The organism is Thermococcus sp. ES12 (assembly GCF_012027515.1).
GTDB lineage: Archaea > Methanobacteriota_B > Thermococci > Thermococcales > Thermococcaceae > Thermococcus > Thermococcus barossii.
In genome coordinates this window covers 1-431 of record NZ_SNUP01000087.1, presented here as the reverse complement: position 1 = coordinate 431, position 431 = coordinate 1, and the positions used below count along the sequence as shown (strand labels likewise).

Annotated in this window: 1 pseudogene; it reads right to left on the bottom strand. The window is 37.8% G+C overall.

The features are described from left to right. Positions 1–261, bottom strand: a pseudogene (locus E3E37_RS11180) (glutamine--fructose-6-phosphate aminotransferase); the annotation flags it as partial. Positions 262–431: the final 170 nt, after the last annotated feature.

Sequence of the window (431 nt, the reverse complement as noted above, 5' to 3'; positions counted from 1 at the left end):
GTGAGAATGCGCATTAACATCATTAGGAATACCATGAGTAGCCCATCTTGTATGTCCAATCCCTCTCTTCCCTGGAAGTTGAGCAAGACCTAGTCGCTCTTTAAGTTCATTTATTTTACCCGCTCCTTTTTTTATAAAGAGTTTTCCATCTTCCGTTACTACACCAACTGAGTCATATCCTCTATATTCAAGCCGTTTGAGGCCATCAACAAGAATTTCAGCAGCTTCTTTCTCTCCAATGTATCCTATTATTCCACACATTTCACTGCCCCCTCATTTGCACTGTAAATCGTAATCTTCTAATAACAATTAAAAGGTTTCCCTAAAACCTTTGCTACATCTGATCCAAGTTCGGGGCAAGCATCTGCTTTTCGATTAGAATAGTTCAAAACAATTTCTATCCATTTTAAGTCTCTGAAAATTAGAGATTA